The 18,800-nt window shown below is 69.3% G+C and carries 14 protein-coding genes and 2 tRNA genes; 14 read left to right on the top strand and 2 right to left on the bottom strand.

The window, feature by feature from the left end; all coding sequences use genetic code 11:
- Positions 1-2,353, bottom strand: a 2,353-nt coding sequence (glgX, locus tag BN1056_RS12580) for a glycogen debranching protein GlgX (protein WP_210581711.1), incomplete at its 3' end; no start/stop codon positions are given.
- A 158-nt stretch (positions 2,354-2,511) separates the two neighbouring features.
- On the opposite strand from glgX, the gene BN1056_RS12575 reads away from it, so the two are divergent.
- The 4 genes from BN1056_RS12575 to BN1056_RS12560 all read left to right on the top strand — a co-directional run bounded on the left by BN1056_RS12575 (position 2,512) and on the right by BN1056_RS12560 (position 5,171).
- Positions 2,512-2,584 (top strand) — tRNA-Gly (locus BN1056_RS12575).
- A 1-nt stretch (position 2,585) separates the two neighbouring features.
- A tRNA-Val gene (locus BN1056_RS12570) sits at positions 2,586-2,657 on the top strand.
- A gap of 80 nt (positions 2,658-2,737) precedes the next feature.
- Entirely contained in the window at positions 2,738-3,985 is a 1,248-nt protein-coding gene (locus tag BN1056_RS12565; protein ID WP_210581709.1) for a carboxylate--amine ligase, read from the top strand.
- Between the two features lie 145 nt (positions 3,986-4,130).
- Positions 4,131-5,171 carry a lipid II:glycine glycyltransferase FemX gene (locus BN1056_RS12560; protein ID WP_244671705.1) on the top strand — a complete coding sequence of 347 codons (1,041 nt, stop codon included), beginning with the start codon at positions 4,131-4,133 and terminating at the stop codon, positions 5,169-5,171.
- Positions 5,172-5,184: 13 nt separating this feature from the next.
- Here the strand turns inward: BN1056_RS12560 and BN1056_RS12555 are convergent, their stop codons facing one another.
- On the bottom strand, positions 5,185-6,414 hold the full coding sequence (locus tag BN1056_RS12555) for a DegT/DnrJ/EryC1/StrS family aminotransferase (protein WP_210581707.1): 1,230 nt from the start codon (positions 6,412-6,414) through the stop codon (positions 5,185-5,187).
- Between the two features lie 124 nt (positions 6,415-6,538).
- Here BN1056_RS12555 and BN1056_RS12550 point away from each other — a divergent pair, with 124 nt between their 5' ends.
- The 10 genes from BN1056_RS12550 to BN1056_RS12505 all read left to right on the top strand — a co-directional run.
- Positions 6,539-7,792: a carboxylate--amine ligase gene (locus tag BN1056_RS12550; protein ID WP_210581705.1), complete on the top strand. Its 1,254-nt coding sequence runs from the start codon at positions 6,539-6,541 to the stop codon at positions 7,790-7,792.
- Between the two features lie 92 nt (positions 7,793-7,884).
- Positions 7,885-9,927 carry a threonine--tRNA ligase gene (thrS, locus tag BN1056_RS12545; protein WP_210581703.1) on the top strand — a complete coding sequence of 681 codons (2,043 nt, stop codon included), beginning with the start codon at positions 7,885-7,887 and terminating at the stop codon, positions 9,925-9,927.
- Positions 9,920-10,624: an HIT family protein gene (locus BN1056_RS12540; RefSeq protein WP_244671704.1), complete on the top strand. Its 705-nt coding sequence runs from the start codon at positions 9,920-9,922 to the stop codon at positions 10,622-10,624. Before thrS ends, BN1056_RS12540 begins: the two co-directional genes overlap by 8 nt.
- Positions 10,625-10,632: 8 nt before the next feature.
- On the top strand, positions 10,633-11,271 hold the full coding sequence (gene pgsA / locus BN1056_RS12535) for a phosphatidylinositol phosphate synthase (RefSeq protein WP_210581701.1): 639 nt from the start codon (positions 10,633-10,635) through the stop codon (positions 11,269-11,271).
- Complete coding sequence (locus tag BN1056_RS12530; protein WP_210581699.1) at positions 11,268-12,272, top strand: phosphatidylinositol mannoside acyltransferase; 1,005 nt, start codon at positions 11,268-11,270, stop codon at positions 12,270-12,272. Before pgsA ends, BN1056_RS12530 begins: the two co-directional genes overlap by 4 nt.
- Positions 12,269-13,450, top strand: coding sequence for a glycosyltransferase family 4 protein (locus BN1056_RS12525; protein ID WP_210581697.1), 1,182 nt, complete (start codon positions 12,269-12,271; stop codon positions 13,448-13,450). The genes BN1056_RS12530 and BN1056_RS12525 overlap by 4 nt, the downstream gene beginning before the upstream one ends.
- Before the next feature lie 16 nt (positions 13,451-13,466).
- Positions 13,467-14,162 carry a hypothetical protein gene (locus tag BN1056_RS12520; RefSeq protein WP_244671703.1) on the top strand — a complete coding sequence of 232 codons (696 nt, stop codon included), beginning with the start codon at positions 13,467-13,469 and terminating at the stop codon, positions 14,160-14,162.
- Positions 14,159-15,361, top strand: a complete 1,203-nt coding sequence (locus BN1056_RS12515; RefSeq protein WP_244671702.1) for a PrsW family intramembrane metalloprotease — start codon at positions 14,159-14,161, stop codon at positions 15,359-15,361. The genes BN1056_RS12520 and BN1056_RS12515 overlap by 4 nt, the downstream gene beginning before the upstream one ends.
- Positions 15,345-15,980, top strand: a complete 636-nt coding sequence (locus tag BN1056_RS12510) for an NUDIX hydrolase (protein ID WP_210581695.1) — start codon at positions 15,345-15,347, stop codon at positions 15,978-15,980. The genes BN1056_RS12515 and BN1056_RS12510 overlap by 17 nt, the downstream gene beginning before the upstream one ends.
- A gap of 922 nt (positions 15,981-16,902) precedes the next feature.
- The coding region (locus tag BN1056_RS12505) for a PrsW family glutamic-type intramembrane protease (RefSeq protein WP_244671721.1) at positions 16,903-18,800 on the top strand (1,898 nt) is incomplete at its 3' end.

Below are 18,800 nucleotides of genomic sequence, written 5' to 3'. Positions count from 1 at the left end.
CTGTCACCGCCGCAGCGGCGTCGGCGGGTTCCTCCACCGCGACCTGGGGTGCGGCGGGCGCTTCCTCCTCGGCCACGGCTTGGGGGGTTGCCGGTTCGGGCGCGGGGATGGAGATCAGGAACAGCATGGAGTGGGCCTCCACCGTGACCTGCTGGCCGGCCTCCGACTCCTCCCCGGAACCGGTGGCCACCTGCTGCGGGCGCGGGGCGGCACTTGGAGCCGTGTCCAGCACCGTGCGCCAGCGGGGGGAGTGGTCCGGACCGGGCAGGGTGAAGACGATGTCCTCGCCGGAGGCGTTGAACAGAGCCAGGAAGGAGTCGTCGCGAATGCGCTGGCCGCGCTCATCCGGCTCATGGATGGCGTCGCCGTTGAGGAACACCGCCATCGCGCGGGCATACCAGGTACCCCAGTCCTCGTCGGTCATGCGCGCGCCGGAGGGGCTGAGCCATTCGATCTCGCCCAGCTCCGACTCGCCGCCGTGGCCGGCCGCGCCGGTGAAGAAGCGGCGTCGACGCAGCACCGGATGCTCCCGGCGCAGGCGAATCATGTTGCGAGTGAATTCGAGCAGATCCTGCTGCTCGTCGGTCAGGTCCCAGTCGATCCAGGTGATCTCATTGTCCTGGCAGTAGCCGTTGTTGTTGCCTCCCTGGGTGCGGCCCAACTCGTCGCCGTGGCAGAGCATGGGTACGCCCTGACTGAACATGAGGGTGGCGATGAAGTTGCGCACCTGCCGCCCGCGCAGAGCCAGCACGTCGGGGTCATCCGTGGGGCCCTCGGCGCCGCAGTTCCAGGAGCGGTTGTCGCTGGCGCCGTCGGCACCGCCCTCTCCGTTGGCCTCATTGTGCTTTTCGTTGTAGGAGACCAGATCGTGCAGGGTGAAGCCGTCGTGCGCGGTGACGAAGTTGACGCTGGCCACCGGGGTGCGGCCGGAGCGCTGGTACAGGTCTGAGGAACCGGTGATACGGGCCGCGAACTCACCCAGTGTGGAGGGCTCGCCGCGCCAGAAGTCGCGCACGGTGTCCCGGTACTTGCCGTTCCACTCGCTCCACAGGGCGGGGAACTCGCCCACGTTGTAACCGCCCTCGCCCACGTCCCAGGGCTCGGCGATCAGCTTTAGCTGCGACAGGATCGGGTCCTGGTGGATGATGTCGAAGAAGGCGGAAAGCTTGTCAACCTCGTGGAACTGGCGGGCGAGCGTGGAGGCCAGGTCGAAGCGGAAGCCATCCACATGCATCTCGGTGGCCCAGTAGCGCAGCGAGTCCATGATCAGCTGCAGCACCGCCGGGGAGCGCATGAGCAGGGAGTTGCCGGTGCCGGTGGTGTCGAAGTAGTGGGCCTGGTCGCCGTCGACCAGCCGGTAGTAGGCGGCGTTGTCGATGCCCCGGAAGGAGAGGGTCGGGCCCATGTGGTTGCCCTCGGCGGTGTGGTTGTACACGACGTCGAGCAGCACCTCGATGTCGGCCTCGTGGAAGGCCTTGACCATGGCCTTGAACTCCTGCACCTGCTGGCCGTCGGTGCCGTGCGCGGCGTAGGCGTTGTGCGGGGCGAAGTAGCCGATGGTGTTGTAGCCCCAGTAGTTGGACAGGCCCTTGTCCTGCAGGAAGGTGTCGTTGACAAACTGGTGCACTGGCATCAGTTCGATCGCGGTGATGCCGAGGTTCTTCAGGTGGTCGATCACCGCGGGCTCGGCCAGGCCGGCGTAGGTGCCGCGCAGGTGCTCGGGGATGAACTTGTTCAGCTTGGTCATGCCCTTGACGTGGGCCTCGTAGATGATCGTGTTGTGGTACTCGTGGCTGGGTGGGCGGTCGCGGCCCCAGTCGAAGTAGGGGGAGACCACTACCGAGCGCATGGTGACGGGGGCGGAGTCCTCCTGATTGCGCGCCGACGGGTCGGAGAAGTCGTAGGAGTAAAGAGCCTGCGAGCCGCTCACTTCGCCGGACATCGCCTTCGCGTAGGGGTCCAGCAGCAGTTTGGAGGGGTCGCAGCGGTGACCGGCGGCCGGGTCGTAGGGGCCGTGCACCCGGTAGCCGTAGTGCTGGCCGGGCTGTACGGACGGCAGGTAGGCGTGCCACACGTCCGCGTCCACCTCGGTCAGCGGGATGCGGGTCTCGGCGCCCGCCTCGTCGAACAGACACAGTTCCACGGCCTCGGCGACGGAGGAGTACAGGGCGAAGTTCGTGCCGGAGCCGTCGTAGTTGGCGCCCAGTGGGTAGGGACGGCCCGGCCATGTCGACAGTTTGGGCAACTCCGGGCGTTCCTCCTCCGGCGCCGACTGAGCCCGGGTGGGCTGGGGTGCGGAGGGGGCTGCGGACGGCGAAGAGACGTCGGCAGAGGCGTTTCGGGAACTGTGCATGGGCACAACTGTGCCACGGATTGATGCTCCGGCGGCGGAAACCGAGCACGGCGTGCGAGCGTGAGCGAGGTCATCCCACGCCGAGGTCGGGACGATTTGTCAGCTTCCGGACCCCTCTGCTAACTTTTCCTGCGTGCCTCCCGCGGGAGGCCAGACACGCGGATGTGGCTCAGTTGGTAGAGCATCACCTTGCCAAGGTGAGGGTCGCGGGTTCGAGTCCCGTCATCCGCTCGGGCGATTGGCGCAGCGGGAGCGCGCTTCCCTGACACGGAAGAGGTCACTGGTTCGATCCCAGTATCGCCCACGCGTATGGCCCCGGACCGGGTGGTTCGGGGCCTTCTTCGTGGACGCACCCCGACACGGGTACACCAGCAGGAGGTTGTTTTGACCGGCGCGCAGCTTGACCAGTCCAACCGGCCGGGACTGCTGCCAGTCGTCATCGGCGGAGACATCGGCGCATACGCTCTGGCTCGTCAGCTTCATGAGGCCACCGGCCAGCGGGTGGTCCTTATCTCGGCCCGACCGATTCAGGCCATCGTGTTGTCTGCGTATATTGACGTCATTTCCCTGGAACTCGAGGGCGCGACCCTGATCGCCCGTTTGAAACAACTGGCCGCTGGACGCGCCCCACGTAGTGCCGTGGTTATGGCGAACCACGACTCGGTCGCCCATACGCTCGCCTCCCACCGGGAGGAGCTTGAGCCGGTTTACGTCGTGCCGTTCCCCTCCATGCAGGCGATGGAACGCCTGAGCAACAAGGTCAGCTTCAGCATCGCGTGCGAGTCCGTGGGACTGTGCACGCCCCGACAGGTAGTGGTTACCGGTGCCGACCTGGCCGCAGGAGACCCGGAGATCGATATTCCCTTCCCGCTGGTGGGTAAGGCTGCTGTCGGGGCGGAATGGGATGAACTGAACTTCGAAGGCAAGCGGAAGATCTACTTCCTGGATGGCCCCGAGCAACTACATGCACTTTGGGAGGACCTGCGGCGGGCGGACTTCACATCCACCTTCCTGATCCAGGAGCGTATCCCGGGCGAGGACGACGCCATGCGCTCGGTCACCGTATACGTCGCCTCCTCGGGCGAGACCACCATGATCGGTTCCGCAAGGGTCCTCCTAGAGGATCATGCGCCGTCACTGATCGGCAATCCTGTGGCCATGATCACCGAGCCGTATCCGGAGCTGTGGGAGGCCTCCGAACGGCTCCTGTCCCTGGTCGGCTACCGCGGCTTCGCCAACCTCGACATCAAGATCGACCCCCGTGACGGGCGTGCCGTGTTCTTCGAGGTCAACCCCCGCATTGGCCGCAACTCCTTCTATATGAGCGCCGCAGGTGTCAATCCGATGGCCCCCATGATCTCCGACCTAGTCGACGGCCACCCCGGCCCGCGCCGGGTGGCTCGGCGCGAAGTACTCTACAGCCTGCTGTCGCACCACCTCTTGCTGCATCAGCTCGACGACCCGGCGCTGCGCCGAAGGGTAGTGCGGCTGGCACCGCACGCTGTCGATCCGCTCTTAGATCCCGCCGAGCGCTCGCTGCGTCGCCGCCTGCTGGTGTACGCCCAGAAGCTCAACTACGACCGCAAGTTCCACCGCTTTCACCCCAAGCCGCTGCTGCGCAGGCGTCGCTGAGCGCCGAGGTCCTGCACCCGGAGGAGGACGGGGCACTCTCCCTGATGAGAAACCAGGGTGATTGATCATCCTTGCGAAGGATGTTGCGTGGCTCCACCTGACAATATCTTGGCGAACACACAGTTTTCACTTAGGAGTTCGCCTTATGGCCGAAGTGCCGTCACCCGCTTGCGGCCACCTCACCGCCCTTGATGCGCGCCAGATGCGTCTCGCGATCGGGGGCGCGCCCGCGCCCCTGGAGCAGTTGGAGCCCTGGGAGGACTTCGAACGCAGCCAAGGCAGACCCCTGTTCGGTCGCTACGCCTACGAAGTTGATTCCAAAACGGTGGCGGTGATCGCCCTGTACCGCTACTCGATCGCGAGATGGCCGTTCTTATGGGCAAAGCACGGGCCGGTGTGGCTCGGCGAGCAGTCCCCCACCCGCGAGGCCGAGCTGCGTAAGCTGCTCGTGCGCGAAGTGCGGCGGCGCGACAAGCGTGTCGTCTTCATCCGTATGCACGCCCGCTTCTGCGCGCGCGACACCCTGCCGCTCATGAGTTCCATAACCTACGACCGCACCTATGTTATCGACTTGCGCCCCGGCACCCCTGAGGCCATTCGTGCGGTCATGCCCAAGGACGGGCGTCGCGGCGTGCGCCGGGCCGAGCGCGTGGTCCGCGAGGCTGGCTGCACCATTGCCGAGGAGACCGGTCTGAGTCGAGAGGAGTTCGAGAACGTATACCAAGTGCTTGTAGCCACCGCAGAGCGCGATGGATTCCGGCCCCATCCCTCCCAGGTCTACTGGGACATGCTCACCACCCTGGGGCCGCAGCATGCTCGGCTGTTCGTACTGCGGCGTGATGGTGTTCCGCACTGCTGGGACCTGGTAACCGTTGCAGGCAAGGACGCGGCGACCTACTACGGCGCTTCCTCCAACGCCTCACGCAGCTTCCGCGGCGCCGAGGCGTTGGACTGGGCGGTGGCGTGCACCCTCGCCAAGGAGGGCATACGCAGCCTGGACCTGATGGGGGCCGAGTCCAGTCGGGTCCCGGAACTGTACGGCGTGGGCCGCTACAAGCGCCGTTTCGCCCAGCATCCCACCGAGGTCGATGGCGCCTGGGACGTACCGACCCGGCCACTGGTGTACCAGGCCCTGGGGCGGGCGCGGCGCACGCGTCACTTGGTGCGCAAGTGGCTGGGTCGCTGACGTCGGCGCGGCATCAGGCGCGATGGCGCGACCACTCCTGGACCAGGCGCACCGCGTCGGCGGCGTGGGCGTCGTCGAGCTCGGTCGGCAGTGCCACCACGCGCGCCGAGACGTCCCGCGTCACCGGCAGACTGCCGGGGGCCGCGGGCACGCAGAAAGCGGCCTCGTCATCTACCCCCGGATACAGCAGCGGGCGGCCCCACCTCTCTGCGAAAACCCCGATGGCCCGCATGCCGGCGATGAGCCGCTCGGCCTCGTCGGTGTTGGGAAGCAGCAAGGGGACGCGCAGCAGAGGGGCCGGGGCGCCGCGCAGTACCCCGCCGGGAACGGTGACACCCGCGAGTCCTGGCAGCGCTTCGCGGTAGCGGCCGACCACCCGGATACGGGCGGCGTCGGCCTCGGGTAGGCGGCGCAGGGCGGCGGTGGCGGTGCGGGCAACCCAGCCGGAGGGAACCATCGGTGCGTAGGGCAGTCGACCGGCCTCCTCGGCCGTGGCGATCGGCGGTTCCAGCAGGCCGGTGCGAGAGGCGGCGGCGCGGGCAGGCGCCGAGACGGCGCGTGGCAGGTGAGCCAGGACCCGGGCCTGATTGCGGTACATACGGGCGGCGGCGCCCAGGCGGTGGTTCAGGTCCGGCAAGGAGGCCAGCGCAACCCGCAGCGCGGAGTCTAGGGCGGCATCGCGGCGTGCCAGTTCAGGGTTGACCCAGACCGCCCCACCGAAGTGTGTCGGCAGGATCTTCTGCACGCCGAAGGAGTGGAAGGACACGTCGGCGAGCGGCTGCCCGTCGTCCCCACGCGCGAGTCGGGTGACGCAGTGGGCTGCATCCTCCATGACGACGGCGCCCAGGTCGCGTGCCTGCTGCGCCAGCCGGCCGGCCTCCTCACCCCCTTGAATGCCGAAGGTGTGCTGGATGACCAGGCCGCGCAGCGGGACGACCGGGCCGCCCCCGCTGTCGGGGGCGGTGGTCGCGTCTACGGCGCCGGGGGCCAGCGCCAGGGTGTCGGCGTCGATGTCGGCGTAGCGCGGGGTGAGCCCCGCCGCCATGATTGGTACCACTGCGGTGCAGCAGGTGAACAACTGGGTGAGTACCGCCCCGTCACCGTGCACGGCACGAATCTGCTCGAAGGCCACCTGCATGCCGTAGCGCGCCTTGAAAACCGGATACCAATCCTGCGCACTGGTCCCGCTCAGGCGGGCCAGTTCGGCGCGCAGCTCCGGGAAACGGCTGTCGGGTTGAGTCACGGTGACCTCCTCCACGCGACCCGCGGTGGGTAACGGCGGGTGTAGGCGAGTGTAACGGGTCGGCAGCCGGTACCATCCGCTAGCAGGCCCACGAGGGCCGCCCCTCAGTCTCAGGAGCATGCTTATGAAGAAGTTCCAGCCGGTCATCGTCGGTGGTGACATTGGCGCCTATGCGCTGGCACGTCAGTTCAATGACGCCTACGGGGTGGTGTCGGTGCTGGTCACCAAGTACGACCCGCTGGCGATCCGGGACTCCGCGATCGTCACCCGGCACCAGTGCGACCGCGCCGACGACGCCGAGGGACTGGTTGTGGAACTGGAGGCCCTGGGCGCACGCCTGAGCGAGGAGAACCCCGGCGTGCCGCTGCTGCTGATAGCCAACACCGACTGGCGGATCCGCGTCCTGGCCGAGCACCGGGAACGCTTGGAGCGGTTCTACCTGGTGCCGATCCCGTCGCTGGAGACCATCGACCTGGTAAGCGACAAGGAGGGATTCGCCCGCGTCGCCGCCGAGCAGGACCTGCCGGTGCCCCGCTCCTTCTACCAGGACCTGTCCGGCGCCGACGCACCCGACTGGAGGCCGGCGCCGCTGCCGGATGACCTCACCTTCCCCCTGGTGGCCAAGCCGGCGGATTCCTCCACCTACGAGACCCTGGAGTTCGAGGGCCGCAAGAAGGTTTACTTCATCCAGGATGCGGCCGCACTGGAGGAATTGTGGCGCACCCTGGCGGACGCCGGTTTCCGCAGCCGCTTCGTGGTGCAGCAACTGGTTCCCGGGGATGACACGGCGATGTACTCCGTGACGGCGTACGTCGACTCCCGCGGCAGGGTATCAATGAGCGCCGCGGCCCGCGTGCTGCTGGAGGAGCACGCCCCGGCGACACTCGGCAACCCCTGCGCCATGATCACCTTCGACGCGCCGGAGTTGTTCGCCGCCGCCGAGCGCTTCCTCACCGCCACCGGCTACCGGGGCTTCGCGAACTTCGACATCAAGCAGGACCCGCGCACCGGCGAGTTCTTCTTCCTGGAGGTCAACCCGCGCATCGGGCGCAACAGCTTCTATTGCGTCGGTGCGGGCGTGAACCCGATGGAGGTGCTGGTCGCGGACGTGGTGGACGGGGAGCCGACGGCGCCGGCCCGCTTCACGGCCGGATGCCTGTACACCTTGGTGCCCGGGCGTCTCCTGGACCGCTACGTGCGCGATAAGGCCCTGGGCCGCCGCGTGTGGGAACTGCGCCGCTCGGGGCGCGTCATCAACCCGCTGAACAACCCCAAGGACGCGTCTGCGCGACGCCGTGCCTACCGGCTGGCGGGAGAGCTGAACCAGTGGCGCAAGTTCCGGCGGTTCTACCCCGAGCCCACCGACACCGGCTTCTGATCCGGGGCCGGTTGCGCCACTCGGTATGATCCGGTGCGTGCGGGCACCAGTACAGCCCGCCTGAGCTGATCGATTGATCAAAAGGAGTCCCCGTGTCCAACCAGCCCACCTTCGACATTGTCCTCGACGGCGCCACCCGCAGCATCGAGGCGGGCACCACGGGCACCACCCTGTTCGCGGACGCCCGCGAGGTGGTCGCCATGAAGGTGGACGGCGAGCCCTGGGACCTGGACCGTGCCCTCCCGGCGGGGGCCGTCGTCGAGCCCATCACGTTGGACAGTGAGGATGGGCTGAACATCCTGCGGCACTCCGCCACGCACGTCATGGCGCAAGCCGTCCAGGAGCTCTTCCCCGACGTCAACCTCGGCATCGGTCCCTTCATCACCGACGGGTTCTACTACGACTTCGGCGGGATCGACGCCGTCACCCCCGAGCTGCTGCGCGAAATCGAGAAGCGCATGAAGCGCATCGTCAAGGAGAATCAGGCCTTCCGGCGGCGCGACATCACCGAGGCCGAGGGGCGGGCCGAACTGGCCGACCAGCCCTACAAGCTGGAGCTGATCACCACCAAGGGGGCCTGCGCCGAGTCCGCCTCCGTGGAGGTCGGGGCGGGCGGCCTGACCATGTATGACAACGTGCGCCGCGACGGCACCGTGGCCTGGAAGGACCTGTGCCGCGGGCCCCACCTGCCCTCCACCAAGCTCATCGGCAACGGCTTCGCCCTGACCCGCTCCTCGGCCGCCTACTGGAAGGGCGACCAGAACGGCGACTCCCTGCAGCGCATCTACGGCACGGCCTGGGCCACCAAGGACGACCTGAAGGCCTACCAGACCCGCATGGCCGAAGCCGCCCGCCGCGACCACCGCCGGCTCGGCGCCGAACTGGACCTGTTCTCCTTCCCCGAGGAGATCGGCCCCGGGCTGGTCGTGTTCCACCCCAAGGGCGGTATCCTGCGCCACGAGATCGAGCAGTACGTCATCGACCGGCACATCCAGGCCGGCTACGACCTGGTCCACACCCCGGAGATCTCCAAGGGCGGCCTGTTCCACACCTCCGGACACCTGCCCTACTACGCGGACACCATGTTCCCGCCCATGCTCGCCGACGAGGAGCGCGACGCCGAGGGCAACATCACCAAGGCCGGCCAGGAGTACTACCTCAAGGCCATGAACTGCCCCATGCACAACCTGATCTTCCGCTCCCGCGGCCGCTCCTACCGTGAGCTGCCGCTGCGGTTCTTCGAGATGGGGCGCGACTACCGCTACGAGAAGAGCGGCGTGGTGCACGGGCTCACCCGCATGCGCGGTTTCACGCAGGATGACTCCCACACCTACTGCACCCCCGAGCAGGCCGGGGAGGAGATCCGCAGGCAGATCGAGTTCTTCCTGTCGATCCTGAAGGCCTTCGGCCTGGACGACTTCTACCTGGAGCTGTCCACCCGCGACGAGGACGGCGCCAAGAAGGACAAGTTCATCGGCTCGGACGCCGACTGGGAGGCCGCCACCCGCACCCTTGAGGAGGTGTGCACCTCCACCGGACTGGAGCTGGTGCCCGACCCGGGCGGCGCCGCCTTCTACGGCCCCAAGGTATCCGTGCAGGTCAAGGACGCCATCGGCCGCACCTGGCAGATGTCCACCATCCAGTACGACTTCAACCAGCCCGAGCGCTTCGACCTGGAGTACACGGCCGCCGACGGCACGCGCCAGCGCCCCATCATGATTCACGCCGCCAAGCTCGGCAGCGTGGAGCGCTTCATCGGCGTGCTCACCGAGCACTACGCCGGTGCCTTCCCCGCCTGGCTGGCTCCCGTGCAGGTGCGGCTGGTGCCCGTGGCGGAGGCCTTCGACGCCTACGTCGACGACGTGGCCGCCAAGCTGCGGGCCCGGGGCGTGCGCGTGGAGGTGGACCACTCCGACGACCGCTTCGGCAAGAAGATCCGCAACGCCTCCAAGGAGAAGGTCCCCTTCACGCTGATCGCCGGCGGGGATGATGCCGACGCCGGTGCCGTCTCCTTCCGCTTCCGCGACGGCTCCCAGACCAACGGCGTGCCCGTGGACGCGGCCATCGAGCACATCACCCGCGTCATTGCCGAGCGCATCAACGAGCCGGCGGGGGAGAAGCTCACCCGTGACTGACATGACCGGCCAGACAGCCGCGCAGGAGCACATCCCGGAGGCGGCCTGCCCGGGCACCGACGCGCCCGGGCAGGCGCCCGCACTGACGCGCCTGGAGGGCACCGTCGTCGACGGCGTACGTATCGAGGCGCCCTTCCAGCCCGCCGACACCCCCGACCCCTTCAGAAGGCTGTGGACCCCGCACCGCATGGTCTACATCGGCGGCCAGGACAAGCCCTCCGACGACTCCGCCGACCAGTGCCCCTTCTGCGCCGCCCCCGGGCGGTCGGATACGGATGCCCTCATCGTCCACCGCGGCGAGACCGCCTACGTGCTGATGAACCTGTACCCCTACAACACCGGCCACCTGCTGATCTGTCCCTACCGGCACATCTCCGACTGGACCGAGGCCACCGCCGCCGAGCGCTCCGAGATCGGTACGCTCACGGCCCGCGCCATGGAGGTGGTGCGCGCCGTCTCCCACCCGCATGGCTTCAACCTGGGCATGAACCAGGGGCAGGTCGCGGGCGCGGGAATTGCCGCCCACCTGCACCAGCACGTGGTGCCCCGCTGGACCGGTGACGCCAACTTCATGCCGATCATCGGCAAGACCAAACCCGTGCCCCAACTGCTGGGAGACCAGCGCGACCAGCTCGCCGCGGCCTGGGACAGCGCGCCCACCGCACTGGACACGGGCCGTCCCGACCCGGAACGCTGAGGAGCCGCATGCTCGGACAACACGGAAGAGGCATCACCCGCGCCCTGTTCACCGCCCCCGCCCGGGGACTGGCCCGGATCGGCGTCACCCCGAATATGCTCACCGTCGCCGGCACCGTGGCGACCATCGCCGTGGCGGTGCTGACCCTGCCGCAGGGGCGTTTCATCCTCGGTCCCATCCTGCTGGCGGCCGTGCTGATCGGTGACTCCTTCGACGGCATCCTCGCCCGCCTGACCGGCACCAGCTCGTCCTTCGGCGCCTTCCTGGACTCCACCATGGACCGCCTCGCCGACGGCGCCGTCTTCGGCTCCCTGGCCGTATGGGCCGCCCTGCACCTTCAGGCCGGGCCGCTGCGCACCTGGACGGTCGCCATCGCCGTGACCACCGTGGTGCTGGCGGCCGCCGTACCCTACGCCCGCGCCCGCGCCGAGTCCGTGGGCGCCACCGCGGCGGTCGGCATCGCCGAGCGCACCGACCGGCTGGTCATCACCGCCGTCGGCGTCCTCGCCGTCGGCCTGGGCGCGCCCGCATGGGTGCTCACCGCCGCCCTGGCACTCGTGGCCGTCGGCTCCCTGATCACCGTCATTCAGCGGGTGGTCACCGTACACCGGCAGCTGACCCGACCGGCGGCGGAGGCGCGCCCATGAGCATCGGTATCGAGGACCTGTACCGGCTGGCCTGGCGGCACGTGCGCAAGCTGCCCGCGCCAATCGGGTACGCCCTGTCCGCCGCCGGGGCCGACGTCGCCTGGGCCTGGCACCGGCTGCGCGGCGGCGACAAGGGCGTCGGCCAACTCGAGAAGAACCTGGCGCGGATAATGCCGGGCGCCTCCGCCCGCGAGGTGCGCCGTACCTCGCGGGCCGGCATGCGCTCCTACATGCGCTACTTCTACGAGGCCTTCGCCCTGCCCGGCATGAGTCTGGAGCAGATCGGCGCCCGCGTGCGCCCCGACATCGACCCGCGCGCATATGCCGACCTCCAACGCGGCTCCATCGTGATCGCCCTGCCCCACATGGGCAACTGGGACCTGGCCGGCGCCTGGGCCAGTCAGGAGCTCGCCCAGGTACTCACCGTCGCCGAGAAGCTGGAGCCGGCGGACCTGTTCGAACAGTTCGTGGACTTCCGCGAGGGCCTGGGCATGAAGGTCATCGGCCAGGGCCGGGGGGAGAAGGTCTTCGACCGGCTGGTCGAGACCGCCGGCCAGGGGCACTACGTGGTGGCCCTGCTGGCGGACCGCGACCTGTCCAGCTCCGGCGTCCTGACCGACCTGGCCGGACACCCGGCGCGCGTGGCCGCCGGGCCGGCGGCCCTGGCCGGCAGGCTCGGCGTGCCCCTGTACGACGCCTCCCTGCACTACGAGCGCCTGGACGGCGAGCGCCGCCGCCGGGCCGGATCCCGCTGGGGCATCGTGCTGACCATCCGCCCGGTGGACGCGCCCGCCGACCTGGTGGGGCGTGAGCGGGTCACGGCCCTCACCCACGCCTGGGTGGCCGACGTCGCCCCCCGTCTGATGGAACACGCCGTCGACTGGCACATGCTGCAGGCGGTTTTCGACGCCGACCTCGATCCCGAGCGGCTCGCGCGCCGGCATGCCGCCGAGTCCGCGAGGCAGCCCGCGGGCGAGGCCGAGCCGGAGGCCGGCGCATGAGAATCGGGATCGTATGCCCCTACTCGCTGGACGCGCACGGCGGCGTGCAGGTGCACGTCATGGATTTGGCCCGTGAGCTGATGCGCCGCGGACACGAGGTGCAGGTGCTGGCGCCCGCTTCGCCGGACCTGGAGCTGCCGGACTGGGTCACCAGTGCCGGCGACTCCATCGCCATCCCCTACAACGGTTCGATCGCCCGCCTCAACTTCGGGGCCGCGGTGGCTCGCCGCGCCCACCGTTGGCTGGCCGCCGGCGACTTCGACCTGCTGCACATCCACGAGCCCATCACCCCCAGCGTCGGCATGCTCGCCCTGCAGGCGTCCGACGGGCCGGTGGTCGGCACCTTCCACGCCGCCATGGACCGCTCCCTGGCCCGTGAGCTGCTGTCCCCGGTGGCGGTGCCGCTGGTGGAGAAGCTCACCGCCCGCATCGCCGTCTCCGAGGAGGCGCGCCGCACCCTGATCCAGTACCACGGCGGCGACGCGGTGGTCATCCCCAACGGCGTGTACGTTGCCCCCTTCGCGGACGCCCCCAAGGATGATCCGCGCTTCGTGGGCACTGCGCAGGCCCCCACCATCTCCTTCCTGGGCCGTTTGGATGAGCCCCGCAAGGGCCTGCAGGTACTCGCCCGCGCCATCCCCACGGTGCTGGCCGCCATCCCGGACGCCCGCTTCCTCATCGCCGGCCGCGGTGACGCCGCGGAGGAGCGCGCCGCCCTGGAGCGCTTCGGCGACCAGGTGGTGTTCCTCGGCGGCGTCTCCGACGCCGACAAGGCCGCCATGCTCGCCTCCTGCTCCTGCTACGTGGCCCCACAGACCGGCGGGGAGTCCTTCGGCATTGTGCTGGTGGAGGCGATGGCCGCCGGCACCCATGTGGTCGCCTCCGACCTGACCGCGTTCTCCGACGTCCTCGGCGACGGCGCCTACGGCGCCCTGTTCCGCAACGGCGACAGTGACGACCTGGCCCGCGCCATCATCGACACCCTAACCGACACCGCAGCCGCAGACGCCCGCCGCACCGCCGCGTCCGCGGTGGTGGGCCGCTACGACTGGTCCGCGGTCACCGACGCCGTGCTGGACGTGTACGACATGGCCCTGTCCACGGCCCATACGCGCGTAACCATTGCCCCCGGCTCGCGCACCATGGTGGGCAGACTGCGTGACGCCCTCGAGGACTGACCGGAGGAGTTAAGCCATGCTCAACCCGATCGTTGCTGCGGGGCCGCAGCTGCCGGCCGCGCCTGTGGACCCGCCGGGTGGGCCGCCCACCTGGCTGGGACCCGCCGTCGTCGTGCTCGCCGCGGCACTGGTGTTCCTGGCGATCGCCTGGTCGGCGTACGCCAAGGCACTGCGCGTGGACCGGCTGCACCGGCAGGTGCTGGGATCGCGCGCCACCCTGGAGGCACAGCTGGTCCACCGGGCACAGGCCGCCGCCGACCTGGCGGCCTCCGGTCTGCTCGACCCCGCCTCCGCGCTGCTGCTGTCCCAGGCCGCACACGACGCACTCGACGCCGAGGGACCGATCGTCGACGACGGCCTGGACACCGACACCCCGGCCCAGCCGGTCGGCGAAGGCACCCGCAGCCGCGCCCGTATCGAGTCCGACCTGTCCCGGGTGATCCGCACCGTCGTCGACGCCCCCATGCGCGCCGCACTCGGCGCCGACCCGCGGGGCCAGGAGGCCCTGGACCGGCTGGACAAGGCCGCCTACCGAATGGTGCTGGCCCGCCGTTTCCACAACACGCACGTGGCCGAGGCCCGGCGCCTGCGGGCGGCACTGGACGTGCGGGTGCTGCACCTGGCCGGCCACGCCCCCCTGCCACGCACCTTCGACATCGACGACGCCACCGATGCGCCGAGCGAATCCGGAAACGCGCAGGCGACATCGTGAGCACCCCGTCCTCCTACCCCGGACCCGGCAACGCCTGGGCGCCCCGCCCCGGGTATCGACGCAGTGGATACCCGGCGGTCAGCCCCGCACAGCCTTCCTCCGCCCCGGCATGGACCCCGCAGGCGATGGTGCACCGGCGCCGTGGCGCCGTCGCCAGCGCGATCATGGCCTGCCTGGGTGCCATCGGACTGGCAGTGATGCTGTGGATCATCTACGCCTCCACCGCCACAGCCGCCTCCGAGCTGCTGGTCCCCATCCTGCTGGCATTGGTGCCGCTGAGCATCGTCCTGGTCACGGTCCGCTGGATCGACCGCTGGGAGCCCGAACCGCCCGGCGTGCTGGCGGCCGCCTTCCTGTGGGGTGCCGGCGTCGCCACCATCGTCTCCCTGGTGATCAACACCTCGGCCTCCCTACTGGTGTCATCCACCACCGGGTCGGTGTCCGGCGGCGAGTTCGTCTCCGCGGTCGTTACTGCACCGATCGTGGAGGAGTCCACCAAGGGCCTGGGCGTGCTCATCATCTTCCTGTTGTGGCGGCGCACCTTCAACGGCGCCGTCGACGGGATCGTCTACGCGGCGGTAGTCGCCGCCGGCTTCGCCTTCGCCGAGAACATCCTGTACTTCGTGCAGTACTCCGACGCGCTGCTGGTCACATTCCTGATGCGCGGGATCGCCTCGCCCTTCGCCCACGTCACCTTCACCGCCTGCACCGGCCTGGCGATCGGGGCGAGCGTGCGCATGCGGTCAAACCTGGCGTGGATGTGGACCACGCCGCTGGGACTGGCCTGCGCAATCATGCTGCACTCCTTCTGGAACGGCATACTGACCAGTGACCCGTCCCTTTACTTCTTCGTCGCGATCCCCTTCTTCATCGCCGCCATCGGCCTGGTGCTGTGGCTACGCTGGAGCGAACGCATGACCATGCGGCAGCGGCTGGCGGACTACCAGCGCGCAGGTTGGTTCTCACCGGCCGAGGTCACCATGATCACCACCGGTGCCGGACGTGCGGCCGCCCGCCGCTGGGCCAAGAGTCGCGGGCCGGCAGCCGCCCGGGCCATGCAGGCGTTCCTGAAGGCGGCGGCCGCCCTGGCGCAGCTGCGCCAGCAGGCGATCGACGGGCACGCCGACGCCGATTTCGCGGCACAGGAGTCGGCCCTGCTGGCGGCTATAGTTGAGCAACGCTATGCCTTCACCCGATGACGCCGGTGACCTGCCCTGGCCCGTGCCCACTCTCGCGGCCGACGGGCGAGACCCGCTGCGCGTACCGCCCAACTGGACCCAGCTGCTCGACGCCTCCGAGTGGCACCTGAACGCCGCCGGCCTGCCGTTCCGCCAGGCGGCGCGTGTGATCGCCCTGCGGCGCGTGCCCCGGCCGGCCATCCTGCTGGTCGTCGGCCACGACTTCGGCGACACCACCCATTCGTGGGGATTCACGCCGGGCGGTGGCCTGCTGTCGGGGGAGACGCCCATCGGTGGGGCGCGTCGCGAGCTCGCGGAGGAAACCGGCATCACCCTGGCCGAGGCGGCCCTGACCGGACCAGTGGTGGAACGCAAGGCCCTGTTCACCTTCAACCAGGTCACCTGCCGCCAGGACGAGCTGTTCTACCTGACGCACCTTGAGGCGGGCGTCGGCGTGTGCCGCTCCGGCTGGACCGACACCGAGCAGCAGGTGCTGGACTCGCTGCGCTGGTGGGAGTTGGACGAGCTGGACGCCGCCGTCGCCGCCGGCATGACCGTCTACCCGCACATCCTGCCGGCACTCGCCCGTGAGCTCCTGGACGGCTGGGACGGCCGGGTGCGCCACGTGGTTGAACGCTAGCCGTTTTCGAGATGACCCGGAGTCTCGGACGCATCTCGCCCCGTTAGCCTGCTGTTCTGCATGTTAGGCGTCTGAATTCGAATTGTGACACACTGGCTTCTGCCTGTGTTCTCCTCCCTGTTGGAAGGTTCCTGATGTCTGTTTTCCCTGCGCATTCTGTTGGTGCTTGGCAGGCCGGTTCGTTCTTGGAGGGTCGTGTGGAGTGGTGGGAGGTGTTGCGTGATTGGGCGGGCGGCGGGCGCTGGTTCGGGTTGTTGGTGAGGGTTCGGGCGGTGTGTTCGTGGCTGGCGGCCGTGGTGGTGCTGGTGGGGCTGATAGTGTCGCCGACGTTGAGGGCGGCGCTGGGTGCGTGGGTGGGTTGTGTGTGGCTGGTGGTGTGCTGGTTCGCTCTGGCGCGGGCGAAGACGGTGTCCTGGGTGCTGGTGTCAGGCGTGTTGGCGGCGGCGATGCCGTGGGCGGGGGTTATCGCCGCGATTAGCACGTGGGTTTCGGAACGGGCCGAAGTGGGGGTCACATACACGGCGGCCCAGGTTGTGGTGGCGCCGCTGGTTGAGGAGGTGGGCAAGCTGGTGCCGTTGGCGGTGCTGGCACTGGCGGCTCCGGGCCGGGTCCGCAGGTTGTTGGCGAGCGACTGGCTGGTGCTGGGGGTGGCCTGNCGTTCTTGGAGGGTCGTGTGGAGTGGTGGGAGGTGTTGCGTGATTGGGCGGGCGGCGGGCGCTGGTTCGGGTTGTTGGTGAGGGTTCGGGCGGTGTGTTCGTGGCTGGCGGCCGTGGTGGTGGTGCTGGGGCTGATCGTGTCGCCGACGTTGAGGGCGGCGCTGGGCGCGTGGGTGGGCTGCCTGTGGCTGGTGGTGTGCTGGTTCGCGTTGGCCCGGGCGAAGACCGTGTCCTGGGTGCTGGTGTCAGGCGTGTTGGCGGCGGCGATGCCGTGGGCGGGGGTTATCGCCGCGATTAGCACGTGGGTTTCGGAACGGGCCGAAGTGGGGGTCACATACACGGCGGCCCAGGTTGTGGTGGCGCCGCTGGTTGAGGAGGTGGGCAAGCTGGTGCCGTTGGCGGTGCTGGCACTGGCGGCTCCGGGCCGGGTCCGCAGGCTGTTGGCAAGCGACTGGCTGGTGCTGGGGGTGGCCTGCGGTGCGGGGTTCGAGGCGGTTGAGGAGATGGCGCGGCGGGTCGTGATCTTGGAGACGGAGCCGGGGTTGTTTGGTGCGCTGGATTTGTTGACGTGCTCCTACCAGGGTGTTGGCGATTTGGAGTGCCTGGGCGCGTCCATGTTCTCTCTGAGCCCGTTGTCGGGCCAGTCGGGGGAGTATCTGGTTTTCGCGGGGCACGCCTTTGTGACGGGGCTGGTGGCCGGGGCTGTGGGGCTGGCCGTGGCCGTGTGGCGCCAGTGCGGAGGCATAGACGGTCCGGGGCGTGTGGTGGCGCGGGCCGTGTGTGTGCTTGCGCCGTTGTGGGCACTGTGGGTGGCCATGGTGGATCACGCCGGCCGTAACGCAAGCGCATATGGGGCCTGGTCGAGTACCGGGGACCAGGCGCCGTGGTGGCCGGTGGGGGCCACCTCTGCTCTGACGCTGGGCGGTCACGGGCGCGGCTGGATGCTGCTGGTGCTGCTCGGTGTGGCGTGGCTGGTGGATGTGCGCACGCTGTGGGAGGGCGGTTACACGCTGTCGGTTGAGGGCGACGACGGCGGCGGGAGGTGGGGGCCGTGGCGACTGCGGCGCATCAAGGCACTGCCCTATGACCGTTGGCGGCCGTTGCGGGCGGTGCTGATCGACCTGGTAGCGACCACTGGGATTGAGTGCCGGTGGGCGTACCGCACACTGCTGGAGGCCGCCGATACCCGCCAGCCGGGTTTGTTGGCGGTTGCGCCCTCCAGGCTGCGCGTCGGCCGGGAGGAGGCGGCGCGCGCGGTGTTGGACACGCCGCCGCAGCGCTGGTGGCGCTGGCGGCTGGCCGGGGTGGGGGCACTGGCTGCGGCCGTTGGCCTGGTAGCTCTGACGCCCGTGCTGGCCGGCGCCCTGGAGGAGCAGTTGAGCGCTTCTGGGTTCTCGTGGTGGTTGGCGGGGATCCTTCACGCCCTGGGCACCTGGTGGGAGGGTTTGAGCCTGGAGCAGAAGGCCGCCTTGGTGTTCTTCATCGGGGCGGTGGTGATACTCACCGGCGGGAGCTTGGGGTTGGCCTTCGAGGTCGGTATGGGTGCTACCACCTTCTTCGACGCCGCGCACGGGGCCGCTGATCTGATGCGCGATCCTGCGGGCACCGTGCGCCGCTACCTGTCCACCCACACGCCCGCCGAGATGGCCAGGGACCTGGCCCTGGCGGGATTGACAGCCCTGGGCGGCGGCGCGGCCAGCGCCATGGGCGGGCAGGCCGCCCGGGGCGCCCGCTGGGCCTCCCGGCAGGCCGCCGACGGGGCCCGCTACGAGTACTGGCTGTGGCGTAACAACCGGGCCGCCTGGCGTAGTTACGTCAAGGAACGCAACCTAGCCGTGCGCAAGTACCTGGCCGACGAGACCGGCGCGGTCAAGCCCGGCATGTTCGATCCGCGTGCCGGCAAGCACTACCCCGGCCTGCGCAAACCCGTGCGCGGGTCCAGCCAGGGCGGTGTCGGCGCATGGGGCAAGGGCAAGAACCACAGCCCCTCCTGGCGCTCGGCGACCTACGAGGAGCAGGTCACAGGCGTACGCGTGCAAGACTCCTACTTCGTGGGCGGCAAAGAGTTCGACGGCTTCAAGGACGGCGTCCTCATCGAGGCCAAGGGCGAGGGCCTGGCCAACCTCATGAACAAACCCTGGGGCGAACACATCATCCCCGACAT

The sequence above is a fragment of the Actinomyces succiniciruminis genome, assembly GCF_900002405.1.
Classification (GTDB): Bacteria; Actinomycetota; Actinomycetes; order Actinomycetales; family Actinomycetaceae; genus Actinomyces; species Actinomyces succiniciruminis.
The sequence above is the reverse complement of the archived record's forward strand: the minus strand, read 5'-3'. Positions and strand labels throughout refer to the sequence as shown.

What these genes read in the sequence shown, in the direction of transcription:
- BN1056_RS12560 (WP_244671705.1), top strand. Translation starts at nt 4,131, where the DNA reads ATGGCCGAAGTGCCGTCACCCGCTTGCGGCCACCTCACCGCCCTTGAT.
- BN1056_RS12550 (WP_210581705.1), top strand. Translation starts at nt 6,539, where the DNA reads ATGAAGAAGTTCCAGCCGGTCATCGTCGGTGGTGACATTGGCGCCTAT.
- pgsA (WP_210581701.1), top strand. Translation starts at nt 10,633, where the DNA reads ATGCTCGGACAACACGGAAGAGGCATCACCCGCGCCCTGTTCACCGCC.
- BN1056_RS12530 (WP_210581699.1), top strand. Translation starts at nt 11,268, where the DNA reads ATGAGCATCGGTATCGAGGACCTGTACCGGCTGGCCTGGCGGCACGTG.
- BN1056_RS12525 (WP_210581697.1), top strand. Translation starts at nt 12,269, where the DNA reads ATGAGAATCGGGATCGTATGCCCCTACTCGCTGGACGCGCACGGCGGC.
- BN1056_RS12520 (WP_244671703.1), top strand. Translation starts at nt 13,467, where the DNA reads ATGCTCAACCCGATCGTTGCTGCGGGGCCGCAGCTGCCGGCCGCGCCT.
- BN1056_RS12510 (WP_210581695.1), top strand. Translation starts at nt 15,345, where the DNA reads ATGCCTTCACCCGATGACGCCGGTGACCTGCCCTGGCCCGTGCCCACT.